This is a genomic window from Hymenobacter volaticus, from assembly GCF_022921055.1.
GTDB classification, from domain to species: domain Bacteria; phylum Bacteroidota; class Bacteroidia; order Cytophagales; family Hymenobacteraceae; genus Hymenobacter; species Hymenobacter volaticus.
This window is the reverse complement of the sequence record NZ_CP095061.1, coordinates 4804975-4828122: the sequence shown is the minus strand read 5'-3', so window position 1 is coordinate 4828122 and position 23148 is coordinate 4804975. Positions and strand designations below refer to the sequence as shown.

Below are 23148 nucleotides of genomic sequence, written 5' to 3'. Positions count from 1 at the left end.
TCAGGCATCCGTTCGTCAGTTTCTTAGTTCCACTGCCTCTGCTTTCACCTCAAATTCTGCCACTTCTCGCACCTCGCCTGGCGCGAGGTCGCCGAGCCAGATGTTGCCGATGCGCACCCGGACTAGGCGAAGCGTAGGGAAGCCCGCGGCGGCCGTCATCTTGCGCACCTGCCGGTACTTGCCTTCCGTGACGGTGATGCTCACCCAACTGGTAGGGCCGTGTCGGTCGGAGCGAATGTGGCGGGTGCGAGGTGGCAGATCAGGAGGAGCAGAAAGGCGATAGGCAGCGCAAGGCAAGGTTTGGTATTTACCATCGGCGAGGCCTATTTCTACGCCTTGCTGAAGCTGCGCCACGGCTTCATCGGTGACGAGGCCATCGACTTGGGCGAAGTATTCCTTCTCCACGTCTTTGCGGCGAATTTGCTCACTCACGCGGCCATCAGTGGTGAGCAGGAGCAGCCCCTCGCTATGCTCGTCGAGTCGCCCAATAGGCATGGTGCCCTCTGGAAAGTCGTGCAGCTCACCTAGGAAGCGCTTTTTGCGGGCCTCGCTTGGGTTGTTGCTCATAAACTGGCTGAGGTAGCCGTAGGGTTTGTGAACGAGGAAGTGACGATGAAGCATGAGCAGGGCCAACAATCCGACCAAGCAACAGATGTATTTGTGCTGCCGCCGAAGAGCCCAAAGTTACGAAGGCTTGTGTCGCCCACCCGTTAGCCAGCCCTAAGCCTCCTGTTGATCACTCAACTATGACACAAGCATGGTCATAAACTTGAAGTTGCGCTTTGGATTAGGAGCACAACTTATTTCACGCTTTTCTGATGCGTGCGCACCTTAATGGGGCAACTCGGAGACAATAAAGTTTAAAGAAGAAAGAAGCAGAAAGAGCTAGTCCATCTGCTTCCTTCATACACCACCATAAGTGAAACTTAGATACTACCGCGTACGGGCTCGGCCTTTGTTGCGCACGTCGGAGGCGCCGGAACTGCGGGAGGATAGCTCCTCGTCGACGAACACATAGGCGTCGCTGGCCCCGGAGGCATCAATGTCGGCTTTGTCGCTGCGTAGGTCGGAGGCGCGGTAGTCGCTGCTGCCGCTGAGTTGCACGCGCTGGGTTTCCACGCGGCCCTCGAGCCGGATGTCGGAGGCGCCGCTGGCGTCGGTGCTGACGGAATTGGCGTTGAGGGTGAGCGTAACATCGGAGGCGCCGCTAGCATTGATGTGGAAGTTGTCGGCTTTGATGGGCGTTTCGCCTTTCACGTCGCAGGCGCCACTTACTTCAATGCCTTCAAGTTTGGGCGTCGTCACGTATACTTTAACCGACTTGCTACGCATCAATTCGCTGAGAGAGAATTTTTTGTCTCGGTAGATTCGGAGGGTGTTGCCCGATACTTCTGTTTTGATGTGGTCCACTAGTTCAGGAGCCGCATCTATTTTCACTTCGGTCGTTGACCCTTGGCGCAGGTAGATGTCCATTGCGCCGCTGGCCCTCACAGTTTCGAAAGTGCTGACTTGCCGCACTTGCTGCGCCTCAGAAGTAGAACAGGCAGATAACCCAATCAGCGCCGACACGGCCAACGCATTAAAAAACGTAAAGGATTTCATCGGATTCAGCTTACAAAGTGAAAGAAAGGTTACCACTTTCTTAGATGCGCAACGCCTGCAAGCCGTTGCCTGCTATTGCATATATATTGATTTATGAATTGAATGCAAAGCACTTTTTCGGGAATCCAATGACCACACTGGAAGGCGACCCTCTACAAAAGCAATGTAGCCTCGGTAGAACGCCGCGCCATCTTTCTGATGACGGATGCTGCTCTACCGAGGCTACACTACCGCAAGCACCCCGCTTCTAGCTACGACACCTGTGGCTCGGGTTCTCGTACGCGCTGCACCAACGCCACCACTACGGCTCCTAACAGTGCCACCAGCCCAAACGACCACCGCAGGTTAGCTGCCTTAGCCACAAAGCCCACAACCGGGGGCACCACCAAAAACCCAAAATAGCCCACCATCGAAACGGCGGCAATGGCCGAACCCGAGCTTAGCGCCGACGTGCGGCCGGCCATGCTGAACACCATCGGAATCACGCACGAAACGCCAAGTCCCACCAGCACAAACCCAAGGCCCGCTACCAGCGGCACCGGAACCAGCGCGGCCAGGCCTAAGCCGCAGGTCATGAGTAGGCCGCTGTAGTGCAGCATCGGCTTCACGCCGTAGCGGTTGGCCAGCCAGTCGCCGCTGAAGCGGCCGGTGGTCATGGCCACCATGTACACAGCAAACCCGATGGTGGCCGTTTCCTTGCTCATGTGCACGGCTTTCTCGAAGTAGATGCCGCTCCAGTCGTACATCGTGCCCTCGCAGGCCATGGAGGCAAAGGCAATAATTCCGAATTTTAGGAGGGTCTTATCGGGTAACGAGAAGCCTGTTTTGCGCTTCTCTGGGTCGGGGCGAATATCCAGGGTATTCGGAAAAAAGTAGATGGCCACGGCCGTCAGCACCACCGCCACTACCAGAAAGTGGTACTTCGGCAACACCCCGGCTGCTACTAAGCCCGAGCCTACCGCGGCGGCGGCAAAGCCCGCTACGCTCCACACGCCATGAAAACTGGCAATGATAGACCGGTCGTAGAGCGCTTGCACTCCCACTGACTGCGCGTTCACCGAAATGTTGAGCAGGTTGCGCGAACAGCCGAAGCAAAACAGCAGCGCCACCAACTGCCACGTTTCCTGCGCAAACCCCAACAAGGCCAACGCCACATTGTAGAGCACTGCTCCCACCAGCATAACCTGTCGACTGTTGAAGCGCTGCAGAAGGATGCTGGTCACGGGCAACGTGAGCATCAAGCCCGTTGGCAAGGCAAACAATACGCCCCCTAGCTGCGCCTCATCGAGGCTCAATTGACTTTGGATGGTTGGAATGCGCGAAGCCCACGTCGAAAACCCAAATCCCGATAAAAAGAAAAACAGCGCAATAGCGATGCGCGCCCGCTGGGCCGTAGGGTTTTCCGAAATTTCTGTTGTTATCATAATAAACTGCCGACTAGACTGTAAAGCTACTAGCCGGTTGCTGCCTTTCGCTAGCGTAAAAGATTAGGAACGCCTCAGTTCCGCTCAGCACACCTGAGGCACCTAGTATGATAGTGCTGCCAAACACTACCCTGGCCGTCCTACTGAGCGTAGCCGAAGCATCTCGCTAGTGTGGTAAACCCTTTTGTCGGTTCAACGATTCGCGCGAGATGCTTCGGCTGCGCTCAACAGGACGGGTATAGCTTGGCAACAGAAGTGCTAGCAGGCGAGATGGTACGGCTTTGTACACTCCGCTCAGCAGGACGATTGTCTATGTGGCTGTCCGGAATATTATTTAGTGCCCACGAAAGGTGGTTACTGCGGAAGGGTGACCTTAAAGATCTGATAAGGCTCGGTCCGTTGCGAACGGGGAATGTGCAGCTGCGAGGTTGTAACGTACAGTCCTCCATCGGGACCAAAGGAGAAGCTATCAGGCCACTTCAGTTGTTGGTCCTGAACCACAATTTGAAGCTTGCCCTCCGTCGTAAGTCGCGTTACGGCGTTTAGCTCGATGGAAGTGAAATACAGATTGCCGGCTGGGTCGAAAATCATGCCGTCGGTGGGGCCAGTGTCACCCACCGGCTCCACGCGTTGGCTTAGCTGGCCAGCCGGCAACGATTCGTCGCGCAGGTACTGCGTGCCGATGCGGTAAAGCGTACGGGCCGTGAGGGCGTGGTAGTAGATGTATTCCCGGTCTGGCGAAAGTGCTAGGCCATCGGAGTCGAGGGAGGGGAGCTTCCCACTGCGGTTGCGCCAGACCCGGCCTTCGACCGTCAAAATCAGATTTTCGGATTTGGTGGTGGGGTTGTTGCCCAGTAAACGGCGGCTCCGGCCGGTAGTCAGGTTCACCACAATGATGGCGCCCTGGTTGGAATCGGTGATGTAAGCGAAGTTACGCTCTGTATCCACGCGCACGTCGTTGAGATAGCCCGCAGGGTAGGCCACTGTTTCGTCGAAGTCGATGCGCTGCACTAGCTGGCGGGTGTTGGAGTCGAACTTCAGCAGCTTAGCCCCGCCGCGCACCACCCCCCGCATCTGGGGCGAGCCCGCGTCGAGCACCCACAGGAAGTTGTTGGCATCGGTGTACACGCTTTGCACGCACACAAAGCGGTTTTGGGCCGGCAACGACGGCTTCCAGTTGTTCCAGGTGGTATCAGGAAAAGCAATAGCCTGCGTGTTGCGAATTTCGGCCACTGAGTAAGGTATTGTATCAGTCTCCATCCGCGGGAAATTGGCGAAGATGCGGCCGTCGCGCATCACGGCCACACCGGTCCACTGAACCTGCGAAGTTGCCGTTTGGGCCAGCGTAGTGCCTGGTAGAGTAGGGGTGTCGGGTTGTTCGTCGTTGTCGTCTTTGCAGCTGGTCAGCAAAGGCAAGCTGGTCAGAACGACGAGCAACGGAAGTAAAAAGCGTTTCATAGTAAGAGGAAAGAACAAAGAACTTGAAGGCTTCCCTACGCAAGGCTAGCACGAAGAGGCTAGGTGATAACCTCGCTTCTGTTTGATTTTAAGTATTCATACTCAGTGAGTTTGCGGCAAATACGGAAGGTCAGCTTACCCTTCTTTCACCAAGATGAGCAGAGTGCAGAGACGCAACCGTTTATGTCTCCTCGTGGAAGAAAGTTGTAAAAACGGCTTGAACGACAGGAAGTGTCTCGTCTCTACACCCCATGTGCATCGTTCACCGAAGCCCACAAGAGATATAGGGTCCATCTTATAATCAGCGAGTTACGCGGTCAGTCGCATGATTCTACAACCTCACTTGAAGCTGCACCGTAACAGCCGGCAGTATAGCTGCTTGGCTATGTCCAACTTCATTTGATTTTTACATTTATGCAGAAGACCCTGCTCTTGTTCTCGGCCGCTGCCACTCTTGCGGCCACCGCTTGCACTCAAGACAAACCCGCCGCTGTCGATGTCGCGACCACGCCGTCGGCTGACACGGCCGTAGTTGCAAGCCGCGACGGTGCCAATACCGATACGGCCGCCTACCGCACCGATGCTGACGCACTAGCTGCCCGCGTGGCGGAAGACCTTAAGCTGACCGATACCGTTGTGGTGACGCGCATCGAGAAAACGTACTACACCCGGGGCCGCCGCCTCAACGAGGCCACCACCCGCTACACCACCGATACCACCGGCCGCTACGCCGCACTGCGCGCCATCAACGACGAAACCGATCAGCAGGTGCGCACCATCATCCCCGATCAGTACGACACCTACACCGCCAACCGCGCCACCTATTACGACGGCACGCCCTACACAGCCGCTACGCCCGCACCCGCTACTGCCTCAACTGCGGAAGCGCCTGCCCGCCGCCGTGGCCCGGCCATCGAGAAGTACGAGAAGAAGGCCAACGGTGAAACCAAAATCAAATACGCCAACGGCAAGACCGTGAAAATAGATAAGGATGGCGATACGAAAGTGGAGTACCCAAACGGCACGAAAGTGAAGCGCGACGCCGACGACGGAGAACTGAAAGTGAAAAACTAACAATGCTCTTTCCTCAACACAAAGCCCCTGCGTCCGCTTGATGTAGGGGCTTTGTGTTGAGGAAAGCTTAGGTTGCGGCGGTTGGGTTGCTAGCTCAAGTAACTAGCAGTAGTATAGCCCTCCGTATAAGAAGTTGGATGCGGCTAACTGGCAACGTTGCCGGCAACGATTGCGCAACTAAATACCAAAATTCCCGACACGTTTGCCTTTGAAAATCATTAGTATGGTTAGCTACTAAAGCTGCTTATCTAGGCCTGTAGAAGCGGCTGCTAGTTGCTGACTGCGTACAGCTTCGGGCTGGCAGCTACAGCCCAACAAATCGTTCAGATTTCTCCACCAAATTCCCTAAGCATGATCCCAAACTTTACCTTACCACAACAGAAAACCTTAGCGCGGCGCGGCTTATTTCTTGCACTGGCCCTCAAGCTCGTAACTCTTGCCCAGCAGCGCAGGCGCAGCTACCCTCATTTCCGGGGGCAGAAGGAGCCGGCAAATTCACTTCCGGGGGCCGCGGTACGGCGGCAGCAGCTACTACCGTTTTTGAGGTAACCAACCTCAGCGACGATGGCCAACCCGGTAGCCTGCGCTACGCCGTCACGCAACCTGCTACCTACCGCACGGTCGTGTTTCGAGTGTCGGGCACCATTCATTTGCTGGGCGATTTGCGCCTCAACCGCGCCAACACCACCATTGCCGGGCAAACCGCCCCGGCGACGGTATTTGCATTGCCGATTATCCGGTCAGCCTCAATGCCGACAACATTATTATCCGCTTCGTGCGCTTCCGGTTAGGCGACAAAAACCAGAACCAAGGCATGGTGAACGGCAGCGGCGACGATGATGCTTTCGGGGGCATTGGGTACCGCAAAATCATGATCGACCACTGCACCATGAGCTGGTCGGCCGACGAAGCGTGTACCGTGTACCGCGGCGACAGCACCACCTTGCAGTGGAACCTGATCAGCGAGCCGCTCGACTATTCCTACCACTTCGAAACCGGCGACACCGACTTCGAGCGCCACGGCTACGGCGGCATTTGGGGCGGCCGAAACGCCACCATGCACCACAACTTGCTGGCCCACATGCGCGGCCGGATGCCCCGTTTCGACGGCAGTCGCAACCTCTCGCCCAATACTGCCGGGCAAGAAAACGTGGACTTCCGCAACAACGTGCTCTACAACTGGGCTTCCTACAACGTGAATGGCGGCGAAGGTGGCAACTACAACGTGGTCAACAACTACTACAAATATGGCCCCTCCACTACTACCGGTTCCTCAGGCGGGGTTGCAATTCGTAGCGAAGTCATCAACCCGTATAAGCTAACCTCTGGCAGCAAGCCGCTGCCCTACGGCAAGTATTATCTGACCGGCAACTACGTCGATGGCTACCCGGCGGCCACGGCCAGCAACTGGCTGGGTGCCGTAATGAACGGAGGTACCCGCGCGGACACCGCTTTAGCTAAAGTAACAGCGCCCTTTGCCACGGTGGAGTTGCCCGTGCAAAGTGCCCAAGACGCTTACTTGGCCGTGTTGCAAAACGCCGGCTGCATCCTGCCCGTCCGCGACGCCCTTGACCAGCGCATTGTAAACGATGTGCTCAACCGCACCGGTGGCCTCATTGATGTGCAAGGTGGCTTTCCGCACGGCACGCCCTACAGCATCTCCCAAGTAGCCTGGCCTGAACTCAATTCCCTGCCTGCCCCGCCGATGCCGACCACGACGGCATGCCTGATGCCTGGGAAACCAGCATGGGCCTTAACCCCGAAGATGCTACCGACCGCAACACCCGCGGCGCCAATGGCTACACCATGCTGGAAAACTACCTGAACGGCCTTACGGCTCCGGTACTAGCTGTTGCCGCTTCCAACTCAACCACTGAGCTACTTCAAGCATATCCTAACCCCTCCCAGCACGAACTAACGTTGGCGCACCCGGTAGCTAGCCGTGGCGCTAGCCTAACAGTTTACAGCTTCGATGGGCGCAAAGTACTAACCCTGCCCGCCGCTTCTGGTACGCGCGAAACCCACATCCGCACCGCTGATTTGGCGCGCGGCAGCTATCTGATTTTGTACACCGATGCTCAACAGCGCCTCTCAGTGAAATTCAGCAAGGACTAGCTTTCGGGCCACCCACAGAGGTAGGACTTACTTGAAAAGAACGACGTGCTTTGGCAAGTAGTTACCAGAGTATGTCGTTCTTTTTCGGATATAAAGAATTCGAATCAGCCTAGAGTGCCGACCAACCTATAGATATAAGAAAAACGGCGCCGGTTTTCGCCGAGCGCCGTTTATTCAAAGTGGAACAAGTTGCATTCAGGGTTTCAAGCCTGGTGTTTACGGCTGGCCGCTTAGCGCAGTCTGCGGTTTGCTGCTTGGGGAGTGCAACAGCTCCAGGGTATGTTTGAACATGCTGGCATCCCCCCACTCGCCATGGCCCGGCACAACTAAGCTCGCTTTCGGATAGCGCGATGCTACTGCACGCACAGCTACCGGCCACTGCTTCAGGTTGGCATCATCGATGTTGCCTAGTGCAGTAGCGTCGGCACCTTTTATGAGGCAGCCACCGAAAAGTACTTGCTGGTTGGGGAGCCAGGCTACCATGTTGTCTGGGGAGTGGCCGGGGCCGGGGTAGAACAACTCCAGCCGGGTACGGCCCGCCCGAATTACGGTGTAAGGCTTGATGGCCGGCGTGGGTACGCCGAACGGCAGTGTAGCGGCGTGCTCGGCGGTAGGTGGCGTGCAATACACTTTAATATTGTTGGCTTGCAGTACGGGCAAGCCGCCCAATCTGTCTTCGTGCGCGTGGGTGATAACCACCAGGCGCACCCGTTGGTGCAAGGTATCGGCCACCCAGCGCAACAGTTCCATGGTTTGGTCGGGGTCCCAAGCCGTGTCTACTACCAAAGCCCCGGTTTTGGTCTTGACGATAAGGCCGTTGGATGGTACCGGCACCGGATTGCCGGGGTAGCGGCGGTAAGAGGTATGCACATATACATCCGGGGCAATGCGCTGCACCCGTAGGTGAAGGGATTCCAGCTTTGGGTGAGGGGGTGCGCCGGCCGACAGCAAAACCGAACAAACTAAAAAGAAGCTCGCCAGACCTAGCCGGCGCAAAGAGTACAGGAAGCGTAAAGACAAAACGGGCGTTCAAAAAAGGAAAGACAAGCTGCCTAAACGTCTCGCCTACTCAAATAGTGCGCTGCCTCGTCGAGTAGCTTCAGAGTCAGGAGTATAAGTTGTTCGAGAGCTTTTAGCAGACTAGTGCAATGAATACATGGCGGCAGGGGAAGCCACTGAAGTGTGTAGAACTTTGACTGGCAGGCAATAGTTGGCAATTCAATAAAAGCTGCCAACCTTACGTAGTACCACGACCCACTTTCCGCTCTTAGCTCCTTAGTATGGAACCTCTCGTTGCTTCCGTTTCTTCTTCGTCCGAAACGTCAGCGTTGCAGCAGCTTTTCAAGCGGCAGCAAGCCCGCTCGGAGGCGCTGCGCCGCGAAAGTGCCGGCCCGCGGGCAGTTCGCCTGCGCAAACTGGGGAGTGGATAGAGCAAAACCGCAAGGCTATTCAGGAAGCGTTGTACGCCGACTTCCGCAAGCCCGCCACCGAAACCGACGTTACCGAAGTTTGGCCGTCGCAAACCGAGCTGAAGCACACGCTCAAGCACCTCAAGCAGTGGACTTCGGTGAAGCCGGTGGATACGCCGCTGGCCCTGATGGGCGCGCGCGGCTGGACGCAGGCCGAGCCCAAGGGCGTCTGCCTCATCATGGCACCCTGGAACTACCCGTTCTACCTCGCCATCGACCCGCTTATCTCGGCCCTGGCGGCGGGCAATTGCGCCATCATCAAGCCTTCTGAAATGACGCCCAGCGTGGCCGCCCTGCTTAGCCGCATGGCCGCGAAGTGTTTGATCCGGCGGAAGTAGCAGTGGTAGAAGGCGACAAGGAAGTGGCCACCGAACTGCTGAAGCTGCCCTTCGACCACATCTTCTTCACCGGTAGTCCGCAGGTAGGCAAAATCGTGATGCGGGCCGCCGCTGAACACCTCACTAGCGTCACGCTGGAGCTGGGCGGCAAAAGCCCAGTCATTGTGGATGAAACCGCCGACTTGCGCGATGCTGCCGAGAAAATCATGTGGGGCAAGGGCATCAACGCCGGCCAAACTTGCGTAGCCCCCGACTATCTGCTGGTACACGAAGCCGTACAGGAGCCACTGCTAGCCGAAATGCGAGCCGTGGTGCAGCGTTTCTACAATGCAAATGGCCAAGGCGTAGCCACCTCCGATTCGTTTGCGCGCATCGTGAACCAGCACCACTTCGAGCGGGTGGCCGGCATGCTGGAAGACGCGCAACAACACGGAGCCACAGTGGCGATGGGCGGCCACGTTGATGCCCAGCAGCGCTTTATTGAGCCCACGGTACTGCTGAACCCTACCGCCGACAGTCGCGTGATGCAAGAGGAGATATTCGGCCCGCTGCTGCCCATCCGTACTTTCAGCACCCTTATGCAAGCCACCGACGAGGTGAATTCGCGGCCCGGCCGTTGGCGCTGTACGTGTTCACCCAGAACAAGGAAAACCAGCGCTACTTGCTGCGCAACATTCCGGCGGGTGGCGCGGCCGTCAACGAAACCATCTTGCAACTAGCCCACCCGGAGTTGCCCTTCGGTGGCGCCGGCAACAGCGGCATCGGTCGTGCCCACGGGTACGCGGGCTTTCTGGCTTTCTCCAACGAAAAATCAGTGCTCAAGCAGCGCACCGGCTTTACGGGCATCAAAAGCTTCTATCCTCCTTACACGCCCAAGGTGCAGCGCATGGTAGGGTGGCTGCTGCGCTGGCTGTAGAGAATGAGGGGCTAGAGTTCGGTGTTTAACGTTCTGACTACCAAGCTCGCGTAGCCAAGGCAATGAAGTTGGTTTGATCAGCCTAACGCGCTACTATTTGTATGCAAGCCGAGCATTTCTGGTGAAAACATCTTATATTTTCCAGACCCGGCCGGCTTCCCAAGAGTTGGCAATTTCCCCGCCTCGCCCTTTCAAGTAGTATGATCTTCACCGAAGCCCAGCGTGTTACGCTACGTGCCCTTGCCGACACTTTTATTCCGTCCATAGATGGACCTGCTGAACACGCCGCTTACTGGCAGCGTCGGGGTTCTGAAGGGGTGGACCTCGATAAGATAGGGGAAGTGCTGGACGAGCAACCCGCTGGAGCACAAGCCGAATTCCTGAAGCTGTTGGACTTGCTCGATACAGTAACGTTGGGGTTGACGTGGTTTGGGCCGCTACGTCCGTTCAGCCACTTGCAACCCGCCCAGCGCGAGAAAATGCTGCAAAGTTGGTCGCAGAGCAATCTGCCACAACTCCGCAAAGGCTTTCACGCGTTGCGCAAGCTGTTCGTGTTCTTGTACTACGGCAGCTCCTCAACCGAAGCGAGCAACCCAGTATGGGAAAATATCGGGTACGCAGGCCCACTGCCCGCCGATGATGTAGTGGATACAGTCAAACCCATCCGAACTTTAAAGCCCACCGAAGATGTGGTCTACGACTGTGAGGTGCTGGTGATTGGTAGCGGCGCGGGTGGGGGCGTAGTGGCTGGCGAGCTGGCCGCCGCTGGCCACGATGTGCTGGTGCTGGAAAAAGGTCCCTACTGCCACGGCTGCGACTTCACGCAGCGCGAGGTAGACATGCTAGGCAAGCTCTACGATGGCAAAGGCGCGCTCAGCACCCAAGATGGCGGCATCAGCTTGCTAGCTGGGTCCTGCTTGGGCGGGGGCACCACCGTTAACTGGGCCGGCGCTTTCCGCACGCCCGACTACATCCTACAAGAGTGGGCGCGCGAGCATATGGTGCCGCATTTCACGTCGCCTGATTTTCAGAAAAGCGTGGATGCCGTGAGCACAGCACTGAGCGTGAACACCGATTATCCGCGCCACAACGGCCAGAACCAAGCCCTCTGGGACGGCTCGACGAAGTTGGGGCAGCACGTAAAGCTGATTCCGCGGAACGAAAAAGGCCTCACCGATTCGGAAGCGCACTTCCGGGGTTTAGGCTACAGCACCATGGGCGATGCCTACGGCATTAAACAAGGCACGCTGAATACTTATTTGTTGCAGGCTTTCGAGCACGGCGCCCGGCTGCTAGCCGATACCCGCGTGGAGCGCGTGACCATAGCCAACAACCGGGCAACGGGTGCGGTGGCGGTGCACACGACAGCCGACGGGCAGGAAATACGCGTAACGGTGCGGGCCCGGCGAGTGGTAGTAGCGGGCGGCGCCATTCAAACGCCGGCTTTACTGTTGCGCAGCGGCCTGAAGCACCCGCACCTGGGCCGCCACCTCAACCTGCATCCCACGGTGGTAGTTTCGGCACTGTACGAGCAGGCCATGAACCCCTGGTTTGGACCCAGCATGTCGGTGGTGAACGACAGTTTCACTAAACTCAGTGGCACCAACTACGGCGCTAAATTGGAAACCCCGCCAGCTCATGCCGGCCTGATGAGCATGGTGCTGCCTTGGTTATCGGGGCTCAGCATAAGAAACTGATGCAGCAGGCGGCCCATATGGGCTCATTCATCGTCTTGACCCGGGACCGGGACGGCGGCCGCGTCAACATCGACAAATACGGCCATGTAGTGGTTGACTATGTGCTCAGCGAATACGACCGCGCCCACATGCTAGCAGGCGTGCGGGGGGCCGCCGAAATTCATGCGGCGGCAGGGGCGCACACCATCTTTTTACCGCACGGTACGTTGCCTACTCTGCACGCGCAACACGGCCAGATCCAGAACCCCAAGGTGTTGGAGCAACTGCCGCATTTGAGTTGGCGCCCCAACCAATACGGCCTCTACAGCGCCCACCAGATGAGCAGCTGCCGCATGGGCGGCGACTCGTTTACTCACCCCGTTAGCCCAACCGGCGAAACCTACGAAGTCCGCAACCTGTTCGTCGCCGACGCATCGGCATTTCCGGCTTGCAGTGGCGTAAACCCTATGCTTACCACTATGGCGCTGGCGCACTTCACGGCTCAGCACTTGAAAACCAGTGGGGTAACGGGGGCAAGTACCACCTCTTCTGCGGCAGCGTCTGTGGCGGCTACGGCGTCCTGAGTGTCGAGGTAGAAGATATAGGGCATTCGGAATAGACGAGTGGTGCGGTTTTCGCGTATGGGGTCCACACACACTCATACTTTTTCTGCGCTATGTTCTTTTCTCGCCCTCTTCTCGCCCTGTGCTTGCTGGCTTCCCTGGCCACTGGCTGTGCCCGTCGCAACAAGAATATTCCCGAAGCTAAATCTGTAAGTGTAGCCCCTGCGCCCGCGCCCACGGTAGCCCCCACCGCCGCCCGCGACCTAACTGATGTAATGACCGACGAGCTGAAGCTGCGCCCCGACCAGCAGCAGAAGGTGCGGGCTATCCTGACCAGCACCGCTGAGCAAGCCAACAATGCTCAAAAGCAATACGCCACCAATCGGCCCGCCCTAATGGCAGAGCTAAAGCGCATCAATACAGCTTCCAACCAACAAATGCAGCAGGTACTCACGCCTACGCAGTACCAACAACTTAAAACTAAACAGCGTCAGATGCAGGCCGAAATGCAAAGCCGCAAATCTGGCCAGTAGGTTGCTGTTCTGGTAGCCACTGTGCTGCGCGAAATGTCGAGTTTTTCTGCACTAGCGCACCTTCGCCTTGGTCAGGAACCGTGCAAACAACCCGGGGGTAAGCCGTTTCAGCAGCACCCCGAGGGTTTCGCGGCCCCCGATATAAACTTCGTTTTTGCCCTTTGCCACGGCGTGCAAAGCGCGTCGGGCAAATGTGGCGGGAGCTAACCCCTTATTGGTAGCATCGTCCATGGTTCCAAGAGGAGTTCCGTCGCCAGTAAGGGCATTGACGGAGATAGTAGTCCGGATGAAGCCGGGGCAGATTAAAGTGACTCCCAATCCGGTGCCCGCTAGTTCGGCCCGCAACGAATCAAAAAAGCCGTGGAGCGCGTGCTTGGAAGCAGCGTAGGCCGACCGGTAAGGCGAGCCAAACTTGCCTACCAAACTACTCACCACTACTATCCGTCCGCTGCCCTGTTCAAGCAAATGCGGCAGCACGGCTTTGGTCAGCGCAACGGTACCGAAGTAATTCACTTCCATTAGCTGCCGGTCTACGGCCAGGGTGGTTTCCAAGGCCAAAGAGCGCTGGCTCAGGCCCGCATTGTTGACCAGCACATCCAACCGGCCATACTGCGTTAGTACTTGTTTCACTGCGGCTGGTAGGCTAGCAGCATCCGTTAAATCGAGGGGAACTACCAGCACCTGAGCGGGTGCACAAGCGGCCTGCACCCGCTCCAGCGCCGCTACATTGCGCGCCGACAGCACCAACCGCGCCCCTTGCTGGGCAAATTGTAAGGCCAGCGCCTCCCCAATACCCGTGGAAGCCCCGTAATCCAAACGACTTGCTGGCTAAACATCATATGCATAGAATAAAGCGAGGGGCCACAAGTATTGGAGCAATGGTAGTTGAAAATACCTATTCTACTTCTACGTAGTCCGGGGTGCCGCGGTAGCTACCATTACTAGCCTGCGACAGAAGCAGCCATTTCCTCTGGGCTTGCCTAGACTTTGTGAAGAAGGAAGGATTGGTTTTATATATCTCGTTGCGCTCCAAATTTATTTGATTCATCAAGTAGCGTTGTTGAAGGTCATTTTTAAAGCCCATGAGCTGAGCAAGCTGGTCTCTTACTTCTGGAGTGAGAGGTAGTCGGTTGAGGCTGTCACGGCGAATTCTCTGGCGTCGTTGCTGTTCGGGTGTGATCTGGCCATTACGCCTCATAATGTTCAACAATTGCTCCTTCAAAGCCATATACTTGTACACGTGGTTTCCCGGATCCTGTAGCTTCAGCACCTTATATGGCTTGCCTTTCTTGGCAGGCGCGGTGGCTTGGTCACAGCCACCGAAAAACAGCAACCCCACGAAGCAACTAGCAGCCAACAGAACAGGGCGGAATTGGCCGATCATGGTGAAAACAACACGTACTGCGCGGGAACAAGTAACGAGGTCCATAACCAACGTAGCGGTAAGTGAGACAATGTTAGGTGTATACGTGCCCGATAGAGTAGTGCGAAACAGCGTGCAACTTCTCAACTGGCCACATCAATAAGATATAGCAAATAAGATACTTAACTTCAAGCTAAGTGCCTAGCCTCACCACCAGACCGAGCTTGGCATCAGGCCCTTAGCATCTACACCGCAACATTCCCTGAGTGCAAGCCGTTCGCACAGCTTTTCCGTCTACCTCAACCTTCCACCCGTGCGTCGTCAATCAGCTCTGCTCCATTTCAACCCTAAGCTCAGCCTCAACGCCGATGGCAAGCACGTCCGCGACGGCCTCTCCACCGTGCTGCGCACCGGCGACAATATCTGGGTGAGCTGCGACGAGCGCACCAGTATCGAGCGGCTGCGCCTGAGCGCCCCGAACGAGTTTAAGGGGCACTGCCGCTACGAGTTAAGTGAGCTGCTGGATCTGGGTGAAGATGCCGAAGAGGAAATCGACATCGAAGGCATGGCCGAAGCCGACCATTACCTCTGGGTGATTGGTTCGCACAGCCGCAAGCGCAAGCAGCCCAAGCCGCAGGACGATGACATGGCCAAGCAAATTGCCCGGCTAGCCGAAGTAAAAGAAGAGCCGAGCCGCTACTTACTGGCGCGCATTCCCCTGCTGCAGAACCCTACCACGGGCGACTATGAGCTGTTTCGGGAAGCGCCGCACCCCACCGAACCCGGCAAAACGCTGTGTGCTGCCCAGCTCCACGGCTCCGACACCAGCAACGAGCTGCTGGACCTCCTAGTCCGGGACCCGCACTTAAAGCCGTTCATGCAAATTCCGGGCAAAGACAATGGCTTCGATATTGAAGGGTTGGCAGTGACTCCCGATGGCCGCTTGTTTGTAGGCTTGCGCGGCCCTGTGCTGCGCGGGTGGGCAGTGGTGCTCGAACTATTGCCCCGCGAAGACAAGCACGGCCGCTTGCGCCTCGCCGAACTAGCGGGTGCTACCGAAAAGTATTACAAGAAACACTTCCTAGCCTTGGGCGGCATGGGATTACGCGAATTGCGCCAACGCGGCTCCGACCTGCTGCTCCTAGCTGGTCCCACCATGGACCTCGACGGTACCATTGCCGTTTACTGCTGGCCCGACGCTCTGCGCTGCGAGCAAGACAGTCTCGTTGGTCCCGACAAGCTACAGCGCCTCTTCGACGTGCCCCACGGGTTCGGCCCCACGGCTGGCCAAGACAAAGCCGAAGGCATGGGCTTGCTCGACGACAAACACGTGCTGATCGTGTTCGATACCCCAACCGACAACCGCAAACCCGCCGCCCACCAAGTAGTAGCCGATGTATACCCCATCTAAAAAGCGCTTCTTGGTTTGAAACCTATTCTGGCAGCAATGGTTTGCCACGTTTCCTTTTCAGAGCACACAACTGCCGAGTATATGACCCGCCCGTCGAGTTAAATATTTATCACCTGGTGCTGCTTCCGCCCCGAACTACTCTCTGACCTATAGCTGCAACCCCATGCCTTTATTGCGAACTCCCGAAACCACGCATCGGATTCATTTCCAGGACTGCGACATGATGGGCCACCTCAACAATGCCCGCTACCTCGACTATTTCTTGAATGCGCGCGAAGAACACACCACGCAGCACTACGCCCTCAACCTGGGGGCGCTTACGCGGGAGCTTGGTACCAGCTGGGTTATCACCAAACACCACATCAGCTACCTACGGCCCGCCAACCACGGCGAGATAGTGCTCGTGCGCAGCCAGCTCATCCATTACGACAATTCCAACTTGGTAGTAGAGATGCAAATGCTAAGCGAAGATGGGCAGCGCCTTAAGGCATTGCTCTGGTCGGAAATGGCTTTTGTATCGGTAAAATCGGGTACCCGCACCGAACACCCCGATGACCTGATGGATATGCTGGAAGAACTGGACGTGCCCGGCATTGAGTACGACCCCGACGGCTTTGATGATCGGGTGAAACGAGTGCGCAAACAACTCAAGCAGCTTCGCCAGGAGTAGCGGGTTCAGAGGGAGTGCATAACTCGGGCAGAAAGCCGCCTAAGGTAAACCTGCTACGGAAGCTGGGCGTAAGAAAAACCGGCGCGGACATACCGCCGCCTCGTTTTTTCTAAAGGACACACAGCATGAGTATCTTCAGCAGCGACAAACTGAAAGGCAAGAAAATAGCCATTGTAGCCACCGATGGTTTCGAGCAAGTAGAGCTTACCGAACCCAAAAGCTACCTCGAAGGCGAAGGCGCCGAAGTAGACGTTATTTCCTTGAAAAGCGGCTCCATCAAAGGCTGGGACAAAACCGATTGGGGCGACAAAGTGGATGTTGATAAAGTAATAGGTGAGGCACGCGTAGCCGACTACGACGCCCTGGTGTTGCCCGGCGGCCAAATCAACCCCGACAAGCTGCGCGTCGAGCAAGACGTGGTAAACTTTGTAGGCGAATTTATGCGCTCCGGCAAAGTAGTGGCCGCCATCTGCCACGGTCCCTGGACCCTCATCGAAACGGGCCTCGTGCACGGTAAGCGCATGACCAGCTTCCCTAGCATCAAAACCGACCTCAAAAATGCTGGTGCCCAGTGGGAAGACTCGGAAGTGGTGGTTGATAAAGGGCTCATTACCAGCCGCAACCCCGACGACATTCCTGCCTTCAACAAAAAGATAGTAGAGGAAATACTGGAAGGCGCCCACGCGCCGCGCAGCTAGGCTGCCATTCCACCCGGCCGAAAACCCACAACGCCTTTATTTTATTGAAAAAGACCCTACCGAATGCGGTAGGGTCTTCCTGGTTTTAGGGCAACAGCTCTAGCAGTTGAGCAGCCTGTTGATGATACACCAAGTAGAAGCCTACGTCGAATAAGAGCAGGAACGCGCCCTGAAGCCACAACGAGCGGCCAAAGCCAAGTAGCCGTTCGGGGACTTTAAGGGCAGTGGCAGCCCGCGCCCGTAGCCAGCTCCCCGTGCAGATATAAGCTACATCAAGCCCCGCATTGAACAGCAGAATCTTCTCGAAGTTGAATTGCGCCGTGAAGCTCTCAGCCAGAGTAAGGCCCGCTACCTGATTGGGGTGCGCCTGCAACATTCCCCAGACCGCCAGCGCCACATTCACGAAGTTCCAGCCCAGATTCATCTGATGAAAATAGACGGCTTCGGTACGCCCACCCGAGCGGTTCACGTAGTAGCCGCTTATCAACAGGTTGAGCAGCGCCCAAGTACCGAGCACGGCCATGCGCGTTCCGCCAGCAGCTCACGGCCGTGGTTGATGGCAGGCAACAAATCGAGGAAAAGAAAAGCCATAAGGTAGCAACGTACAATAGCCCAACAACAAACAAAAGGGAAGCCGCGCTGGCTTCCCTTTTGTTTGTTGTTGCAAGAATAAAAGGACTAGTTGGTGAAGCCTATGCCTACGTACAGCTGGAAGGCGCCGTTCTTGACGTTGCTAAAGGCTTGTCTGCCGGAAGCACTTGGGTCATCATAGATTTTGGCTAGTCCTAAATCATAACGGGCACCCACGCGGGCCGGGCCTACCCGGGCTTCGAGGCCACCGACTACGCCGTAGTCCAAGCTATGAAAGCCAGCTCCGCTAATGCCTTTCTCGACACCCTGGTCTTTAACCCGCACCAGCAACGAAGCCTGTGGCCCTACATGCACACTCACGTTGTCGAGGAAGTTGTACACGAACAGAACCGGCACCTGAACGTAGTCGAGACGCGTTTCGCGCACTGGGTTGTTGCTACCTGTGCTGCTGGCCCGGTCGTCGAAGCCTTTGCGGCTGAACAATATTTCGGGCTGAATAGAAACCTTGTCGTTGAGGCCGAATTGGGCGTACACGCCAACATGGTAAGTCTTCAGGTTCGATAGGTCGCTGTAGTTTTCGGTGTCGCTGCCGTGCAAGTCAATCAGATTGAGGCCGCCTTTGATGCCGAAGCCGTTGTTGCGTGAATCGCTGGTAGAAGGTGCGTAGTCGGTGGAAGACCGCACACCGTCAACGCTTTGCTGCGCCATTGCGCTAAAGCCGACGCTGCAAATAGAGAATAAGAGAAACAGTTTTTTCATGGGTGGCACAGATTAAAAGTTGAGGTTGAGCCCAGCCCATAGGGCAGAGAAAGTAGGGTTCAACTAAGGGCCTATACTTGGGGAACTACGTAAGGTTGCGCCGCCTTTATTTTCTAGCATAAAAGTTTTGGTATAGTAGCTAGCATCTTTAAGAACAGTTACTATCTTTGGCTCTTTACGGCCGCCGCCAGCCGATTTGCGGGGCGTTAGCTCAGTTGGTTCAGAGCACTACCTCGACAAGGTAGGGGTCACTGGTTCGAGCCCAGTACGCCCCACGCAAATCGCACCGAATCCGAAATAACCGTCTGGAAAGGCGGTTATTATCGTTTTAGGGCATTGGGTTATGAAGGTGAATAGGGGGTAGCAAACGCTAGGAGTGAGGGAAATAGAACCAGATTATTTTCTCTTTAGCACCTCATCAATTTCACCTGCTACCTGTTACTTCAACACCTCCCTTATTACTCCATGCTTTCTATTGCTTGGGCACCGCTCTACGCCCATCCGCTGCCCGATAACCACCGCTTCCCAATGCTGAAGTACGAGTTGCTCCCCGAGCAGCTTTTGCGGGAGGGTACCGTATCAGAAAGCGCCTTTTTTGCCCCTTCAGTACCACCCGCCACGGATATCCTGCGCACCCACGACAACGAGTACTACCAGCGGCTGCGCACTGGCAACCTAACCCGTCAGGAAGAACGAGCCACTGGTTTTCCGTGGAGTCCGCAGCTGTTTGAGCGGGAAGTAACTATTCTGGGTGGCACCCTCGAATGCACGCGTCGGGCACTAAGTAGCGGTATTGCGCTCAATATTGCGGGCGGTACGCATCATGCTTTCCGCAACCGGGGCGAAGGATTCTGCTTGCTCAACGACCAAGCCGCCGCCGCCGATTATCTGCTAGCCAACCCGGCGCTAGGCGTTAGCAAAGTTCTTATTGTGGACCTCGATGTGCACCAAGGCAATGGCACGGCAGCTATCTTTCAGTTCGAGCCCCGGGTGTTTACTTTCTCGATGCACGGCGCCCGCAACTACCCGCACCGCAAAGAGCACTCCGACCTCGACCTGCCGCTACCCGACGCCACCGATGATGCCACGTACCTCGCCTTGCTATCCAACACCTTGCCGCGCCTCCTCGACGAAGTACAGCCCGATTTTGTGTTCTACCTCAGTGGCGTCGATGTGCTGGCTACCGACAAACTCGGCCACCTAGCGCTAACCCGCGAAGGGTGCCGCCAGCGCGACGAGTTTGTGCTTGCCCTCTGCCACCGCCACGCCCTGCCGGTAGTTGTGTGCATGGGTGGTGGCTATTCGCCACGGATAGCCGACATCATCGAAGCTCACGCCAACACCTTCCGCGTAGCCGCCGACTTATGGAGCTGAAGCAGTTAAGTTGTGAGATTGTAACATCAAGGGGTAAATAATTAGCGGGGCAAGCTTAGTGCCTACTTCACCATATCACCACTTGCCAGCGGAAGGCCCAGCGCCAGCGAAGCGAATAGCGCTTGATACCTGCCTGCTGCAACAGCCGTTGCCAATCTTGTCGGCTGAACGAGCGAGCCACCGATAAGGGCGCATCATTTTGGACCAAGTGTGAGCCGCCAAATAGCCTGGTAATCCACTTGATGCTGTAGTAAGCCAAAGGGTGCCGATGCAAATCGTTGATGATGACACCGATGGTGGCTTGTGCCCGGCACTGCGCCAGCAGCTGCGTTAGCGCCTCATCGGGGAAGTGGTGCAAAAACAAACTGCACGTGATGAGGTCAAACGATTGCTGCTGAAAGGCCGGCGAAAAGATGTCGTACTGCTGGAAGCTGATTTCGGGAAATTCACGCGCTTTATCAGCGGCATAATCAAGCATAAAAGCATTGGCGTCAATGCCAATTAGCTCCACCGGAATCTTGCGACGGCGTGCCCAGCGGGCCATGTGGCGTAAAGTGTCGCCGCCGCCGCTACCAAGGTCGGCGAGGCGCAGCGGTCTGCCTGCTGGGAACTGCGGGCGCAGACGCTCCAGCGCGTTCAGCACCGGTGCGTAGCCACCTAGCCAGGTGTTGATGGTTTCCAACTCATCAAGGTTCTGACGCAACGCATCCGTCGCCAGCGAGTGGTCGTCCATCAACTCTTCTTCCGTAGCCCGGCGCGTGAAATCTGGCATTTTCAAATCGTTCTATTACTTCTCCACGAGGCCTGCTCTAGCGGTTACACCACGCGTAAGAGCATGGCTTCCAATGTCAGACCTGGCCCGAAAGCAAAGCTCAGAACCGGTGCCCCCGCGTCGGAGGCAGTGAAGCCGTTCAGTAACTCGCGCAGCACAAACAGCACCGTTGCCGACGACATATTGCCGTATTCGCGCAGGATGTGGTAAGCTGGGGCGTTATCTGCGCGAGTTATATTTAGTTCTTTCTCAATGGCTTCGAGAATACGGCGCCCACCCGGGTGAATGGCAAAGTGCCGAATATCTGTGAGCTTGACCGGCAGATGCCGCAGCAAATCATCGGTAAGCCGTCGAATACCGCGCTGTATCAGCTTGGGTACGTACGAAGAAAGCGTCATTTCGAAACCGGAGTCATTGACGTGCCAAGCCATATCCGCGTGTCCATCGGGCTCTAGGCCGCAATGAAAGGCCTCTAGAGCTAGGTGCGGCCTTGTGCCGGAAGGGCGACCTAGCACCAGCGCAGCCGCAGACCCGTCCCCAAACAAGGCATTAGAAACCAGATGGTCTTCTTCGTGGTGCTTCTGAAAATGCAGGGTGCATAGCTCCGTACATACCACTAGCACCCGCGCTTCTGGATCGGCGCGGCAAATAGCATCGGCGAGTTTGAGGGCGTTGAAGGCGGCGTAACAACCCATAAAGTTCACGCAGGTGCGCTGCACATTTGGGCGCAACCCGAGGCGGTTTACCAGTTCTATATCCAAGCCGGGCGCGTACATACCGGTGCAACTCACCGAAATCAAGTGCGTGAGTGAAGCAGGCGAAATCTCTGGCGCATTTTGAAGGCAGCTTTCCGCCGCGGCAGTTGCCAAGGGCAGGGCCTCACGCCGATAGGCTTGCATGCGGGCGCCAACTGTAGGAAAGGGTTCTAAATCAGGGGTGTTCGGAAAGAAAGTGAAGTCACCGGTTGAGCGTCCGTAGTCGGGTAAGACCGTATACCGATGCCCAATGCCCGAAACTCGATACAAAGCGCGCAGCTTGCGGGTGGCCGCTTCGTCGAATTGCAGGGCTCGCGCCATGAATTCACCAATTGAAGCTTGCGGAAGACGGTGAGTGGGGTTGGCCGTGCCAATGGCACTAAGGTAGCTGGTCATTAAGTGCAGTATACGGAAATACTTGGGCGAGGGACTGAGGAACTATGTGCAGCATCCTGGGCAAAAAGCGCAGCAACTCCAAGTAAGTAGCAAGCCCCTGACACTAACAGAAATGTCAAGGGCTTGTCTACGGTTGAGATACAGCTTAGCCAGCAGAAGGCGTTGTCCGCTGATTTCCGCTAGTGGCCTGCCAAGTAATTAAAATGCCTGACCGTGGGTGCGGCGCATCAGCGCCCTGACGCCACCAGGCCAATGGCTGAGGCCACCGACTACGGCTTCACTGAGCAGCGGCTTGCCAAACAGACCCTGTACCAGCCGTCCCACCTGCAGCCGCTGCCCAAAGTGCGTTTGCCAATCGCGCCGATAGCGGGTTTCCAGCGTAGCGCGGGTGGTTCGGCCTTGCAAAAAGTCGTGGAGGTGGGCACTGGCTAACTGCGCCCCGTGCATCGCCATGGCCATGCCGTTGCCGCACAAGGGCGTAATCAGCCCTGCCGCATCTCCGCATAGCAAGACATGGTCTTCCACGCTGCTTTTAGGAGCAAAGGAAATTTCGTTGATTACCTCGGGCTGCGGATACAAGAATTCGGCTTCGGTAAGGATAGCGCGCAGCAAGGGGTTAGCGGCCAATACATTCTGCTCTAAGGCCGCAATAGTACCTTGTTGCTTCAGATTTTGGCGAGTGGTGAGGTAGCAGAAACAGTAGCGCCCATCTTCCACTGCCGAGATACCCGCATACCCATCGGCAAAGTTGTGGAGTGCAATTAAGTCAGAAGCGTAATCGAGCCGCAGATGATGCTTTACACCAATGTAAGGCGAACGTTGTTGGAAGAAGTGCCGCTGCCGGTCGAGGGTGCTACGCTTGCCATAGGCGCCAAGCACGGCACGCGTGATTAGCGTGCGACCATCGGCTAGGGTGGTAGTATGAGAATCCGTAGTGGGGTTGTACGCTACTGCCGCAACTGTAGCGCGCTGAAGCACCGTGATGCCGCGCGCTTCGGCGAGTTGAAACAGGTAGTAGTCGAGGGCAAAGCGACTGATACCGAAGCCCCAAGGTCCAGCGGTGCCGACAATGTGCGGCCAGCCGGCGACGAAAGCAGGAAGCGTGTAATGCGGGCCGGGTGTAACGGAGTTGGGTCGGCCTGAAGGCGGCGCAAATACGGCAGTACCTCGTTGGACACGTATTCGCCGCAC

General features: G+C 56.6%; 26 protein-coding genes, 1 tRNA gene and 1 pseudogene. 16 read left to right on the top strand and 12 right to left on the bottom strand.

Annotated elements, in window-relative coordinates; genetic code table 11:
• Window positions 1–15: 15 nt before the first annotated feature.
• From MUN86_RS21085 to MUN86_RS21070, 4 genes are all read right to left on the bottom strand, one after another.
• A complete protein-coding gene (locus MUN86_RS21085) occupies window positions 16–621 on the bottom strand; it encodes a pseudouridine synthase (protein ID WP_245119955.1) in 606 nt (201 codons plus the stop codon).
• A 312-nt stretch (window positions 622–933) separates the two neighbouring features.
• The gene (locus MUN86_RS21080; protein WP_245119954.1) at window positions 934–1602 is read right to left on the bottom strand and encodes a head GIN domain-containing protein; all 669 of its coding nucleotides are present in this window, start codon (window positions 1600–1602) and stop codon (window positions 934–936) included.
• 251 nt (window positions 1603–1853) lie between these two features.
• Window positions 1854–3026 carry an MFS transporter gene (locus MUN86_RS21075; protein WP_245119953.1) on the bottom strand — a complete coding sequence of 391 codons (1173 nt, stop codon included), beginning with the start codon at window positions 3024–3026 and terminating at the stop codon, window positions 1854–1856.
• Between the two features lie 354 nt (window positions 3027–3380).
• Entirely contained in the window at window positions 3381–4484 is a 1104-nt protein-coding gene (locus MUN86_RS21070; RefSeq protein WP_245119952.1) for an L-dopachrome tautomerase-related protein, read from the bottom strand.
• A gap of 414 nt (window positions 4485–4898) precedes the next feature.
• Between MUN86_RS21070 and MUN86_RS21065 the strand changes: the two genes are divergently transcribed.
• The 4 genes from MUN86_RS21065 to MUN86_RS21050 all read left to right on the top strand — a co-directional run bounded on the left by MUN86_RS21065 (window position 4899) and on the right by MUN86_RS21050 (window position 7673).
• The gene (locus MUN86_RS21065) at window positions 4899–5558 is read left to right on the top strand and encodes a T-complex 10 C-terminal domain-containing protein (protein ID WP_245119951.1); all 660 of its coding nucleotides are present in this window, start codon (window positions 4899–4901) and stop codon (window positions 5556–5558) included.
• Window positions 5559–6181: 623 nt separating this feature from the next.
• Window positions 6182–6349 carry a hypothetical protein gene (locus MUN86_RS21060; RefSeq protein WP_245119950.1) on the top strand — a complete coding sequence of 56 codons (168 nt, stop codon included), beginning with the start codon at window positions 6182–6184 and terminating at the stop codon, window positions 6347–6349.
• Entirely contained in the window at window positions 6334–7383 is a 1050-nt protein-coding gene (locus MUN86_RS21055) for a hypothetical protein (protein ID WP_245119949.1), read from the top strand. The genes MUN86_RS21060 and MUN86_RS21055 overlap by 16 nt, the downstream gene beginning before the upstream one ends.
• The gene (locus MUN86_RS21050; protein ID WP_245119948.1) at window positions 7281–7673 is read left to right on the top strand and encodes a T9SS type A sorting domain-containing protein; all 393 of its coding nucleotides are present in this window, start codon (window positions 7281–7283) and stop codon (window positions 7671–7673) included. Before MUN86_RS21055 ends, MUN86_RS21050 begins: the two co-directional genes overlap by 103 nt.
• A gap of 216 nt (window positions 7674–7889) precedes the next feature.
• On the opposite strand, the gene bla is transcribed toward MUN86_RS21050, so the two are convergent.
• Window positions 7890–8693: a subclass B1 metallo-beta-lactamase gene (gene bla / locus MUN86_RS21045; RefSeq protein WP_245119947.1), complete on the bottom strand. Its 804-nt coding sequence runs from the start codon at window positions 8691–8693 to the stop codon at window positions 7890–7892.
• A 260-nt stretch (window positions 8694–8953) separates the two neighbouring features.
• On the opposite strand from bla, the gene MUN86_RS21040 reads away from it, so the two are divergent.
• The 7 genes and pseudogenes from MUN86_RS21040 to MUN86_RS21020 all read left to right on the top strand — a co-directional run bounded on the left by MUN86_RS21040 (window position 8954) and on the right by MUN86_RS21020 (window position 13168).
• Complete coding sequence (locus tag MUN86_RS21040; protein WP_245119946.1) at window positions 8954–9103, top strand: hypothetical protein; 150 nt, start codon at window positions 8954–8956, stop codon at window positions 9101–9103.
• A pseudogene (locus MUN86_RS31320) lies at window positions 9064–9480 on the top strand (aldehyde dehydrogenase family protein); the annotation flags it as partial. The gene MUN86_RS21040 and the pseudogene MUN86_RS31320, both read left to right, overlap by 40 nt.
• Window positions 9459–10199: an aldehyde dehydrogenase family protein gene (locus tag MUN86_RS31315; protein ID WP_280640551.1), complete on the top strand. Its 741-nt coding sequence runs from the start codon at window positions 9459–9461 to the stop codon at window positions 10197–10199. The pseudogene MUN86_RS31320 and the gene MUN86_RS31315, both read left to right, overlap by 22 nt.
• Window positions 10142–10396 carry an aldehyde dehydrogenase family protein gene (locus MUN86_RS31310; RefSeq protein ID WP_280640550.1) on the top strand — a complete coding sequence of 85 codons (255 nt, stop codon included), beginning with the start codon at window positions 10142–10144 and terminating at the stop codon, window positions 10394–10396. The genes MUN86_RS31315 and MUN86_RS31310 overlap by 58 nt, the downstream gene beginning before the upstream one ends.
• A 200-nt stretch (window positions 10397–10596) precedes the next feature.
• Window positions 10597–12093, top strand: coding sequence for a GMC family oxidoreductase N-terminal domain-containing protein (locus MUN86_RS21030; protein ID WP_245119945.1), 1497 nt, complete (start codon window positions 10597–10599; stop codon window positions 12091–12093).
• Between the two features lie 17 nt (window positions 12094–12110).
• On the top strand, window positions 12111–12656 hold the full coding sequence (locus MUN86_RS21025; RefSeq protein WP_245119944.1) for a GMC family oxidoreductase: 546 nt from the start codon (window positions 12111–12113) through the stop codon (window positions 12654–12656).
• Window positions 12657–12748: 92 nt separating this feature from the next.
• Window positions 12749–13168 (top strand): hypothetical protein, encoded by a 420-nt coding sequence (locus MUN86_RS21020; protein WP_245119943.1) that lies wholly within the window; start codon window positions 12749–12751, stop codon window positions 13166–13168.
• Window positions 13169–13219: 51 nt separating this feature from the next.
• On the opposite strand, the gene MUN86_RS21015 is transcribed toward MUN86_RS21020, so the two are convergent.
• The gene (locus tag MUN86_RS21015; RefSeq protein WP_311181745.1) at window positions 13220–13984 is read right to left on the bottom strand and encodes an SDR family oxidoreductase; all 765 of its coding nucleotides are present in this window, start codon (window positions 13982–13984) and stop codon (window positions 13220–13222) included.
• Between the two features lie 79 nt (window positions 13985–14063).
• Complete coding sequence (locus MUN86_RS21010; RefSeq protein WP_245119942.1) at window positions 14064–14507, bottom strand: hypothetical protein; 444 nt, start codon at window positions 14505–14507, stop codon at window positions 14064–14066.
• A 337-nt stretch (window positions 14508–14844) separates the two neighbouring features.
• On the opposite strand from MUN86_RS21010, the gene MUN86_RS21005 reads away from it, so the two are divergent.
• The 3 genes from MUN86_RS21005 to MUN86_RS20995 all read left to right on the top strand — a co-directional run bounded on the left by MUN86_RS21005 (window position 14845) and on the right by MUN86_RS20995 (window position 17310).
• Window positions 14845–15942, top strand: a complete 1098-nt coding sequence (locus tag MUN86_RS21005) for a DUF3616 domain-containing protein (RefSeq protein ID WP_245119941.1) — start codon at window positions 14845–14847, stop codon at window positions 15940–15942.
• A 163-nt stretch (window positions 15943–16105) separates the two neighbouring features.
• A complete protein-coding gene (locus MUN86_RS21000; protein ID WP_245119940.1) occupies window positions 16106–16612 on the top strand; it encodes an acyl-CoA thioesterase in 507 nt (168 codons plus the stop codon).
• A 125-nt stretch (window positions 16613–16737) separates the two neighbouring features.
• Complete coding sequence (locus MUN86_RS20995; protein ID WP_245119939.1) at window positions 16738–17310, top strand: type 1 glutamine amidotransferase domain-containing protein; 573 nt, start codon at window positions 16738–16740, stop codon at window positions 17308–17310.
• 85 nt (window positions 17311–17395) lie between these two features.
• On the opposite strand, the gene MUN86_RS20990 is transcribed toward MUN86_RS20995, so the two are convergent.
• Entirely contained in the window at window positions 17396–17833 is a 438-nt protein-coding gene (locus MUN86_RS20990; RefSeq protein ID WP_245119938.1) for a DUF6992 family protein, read from the bottom strand.
• Window positions 17834–17988: 155 nt separating this feature from the next.
• Window positions 17989–18660, bottom strand: a complete 672-nt coding sequence (locus MUN86_RS20985) for a porin family protein (protein ID WP_245119937.1) — start codon at window positions 18658–18660, stop codon at window positions 17989–17991.
• Window positions 18661–18860: 200 nt separating this feature from the next.
• Here MUN86_RS20985 and MUN86_RS20980 point away from each other — a divergent pair.
• Window positions 18861–18935 (top strand) — tRNA-Val (locus tag MUN86_RS20980).
• Between the two features lie 190 nt (window positions 18936–19125).
• A complete protein-coding gene (locus tag MUN86_RS20975) occupies window positions 19126–20034 on the top strand; it encodes a histone deacetylase family protein (RefSeq protein ID WP_245119936.1) in 909 nt (302 codons plus the stop codon).
• A gap of 67 nt (window positions 20035–20101) precedes the next feature.
• On the opposite strand, the gene MUN86_RS20970 is transcribed toward MUN86_RS20975, so the two are convergent.
• From MUN86_RS20970 to MUN86_RS20960, 3 genes are all read right to left on the bottom strand, one after another.
• Window positions 20102–20806 (bottom strand): methyltransferase domain-containing protein, encoded by a 705-nt coding sequence (locus MUN86_RS20970; protein WP_245119935.1) that lies wholly within the window; start codon window positions 20804–20806, stop codon window positions 20102–20104.
• Between the two features lie 44 nt (window positions 20807–20850).
• The gene (locus tag MUN86_RS20965) at window positions 20851–21957 is read right to left on the bottom strand and encodes a type III polyketide synthase (protein ID WP_245119934.1); all 1107 of its coding nucleotides are present in this window, start codon (window positions 21955–21957) and stop codon (window positions 20851–20853) included.
• Window positions 21958–22155: 198 nt separating this feature from the next.
• Window positions 22156–23148 carry an NAD(P)/FAD-dependent oxidoreductase gene (locus MUN86_RS20960; protein ID WP_245119933.1) on the bottom strand — a complete coding sequence of 331 codons (993 nt, stop codon included), beginning with the start codon at window positions 23146–23148 and terminating at the stop codon, window positions 22156–22158.